The following is a 241-nucleotide window of genomic DNA, read 5'->3' as shown; positions in this document are numbered from 1 at the left end:
CGGCAGCGGCGTGCGCGGCAAGGCAGGCTGGGGCGAGGGCGGTGCCTTGATCACCGTCACCGCCAACTCCTTCGGCGCGCGCTGGTTCGAGGAGGACTGGACCGCCCAGTTCGATCAGCCCGAGTGGAAAGAGGCGCTGACCTTCTTCTCGACCCTGCTGAACGACAATGGCCCCGAGGGCTATGCCACCAACGGCTTCAACGAGAACCTGTCGCTTTTCCAGCAGGGCAAGTGCGGCATG

Annotated in this window: 1 protein-coding gene; it reads left to right on the top strand. The window is 65.6% G+C overall.

The window, feature by feature from the left end; translation table 11 throughout:
- On the top strand, positions 1-241 hold a 241-nt coding region (locus tag AB2B41_RS23720), incomplete at both ends, for an extracellular solute-binding protein (RefSeq protein ID WP_367880277.1).

Origin of the sequence: Sulfitobacter sediminis (assembly GCF_040811725.1) — a bacterium.
In the GTDB taxonomy this organism is placed as follows: Bacteria; Pseudomonadota; Alphaproteobacteria; order Rhodobacterales; family Rhodobacteraceae; genus Sulfitobacter; species Sulfitobacter sediminis.
This window is presented reverse-complemented; position numbering and strand designations above follow the sequence as displayed.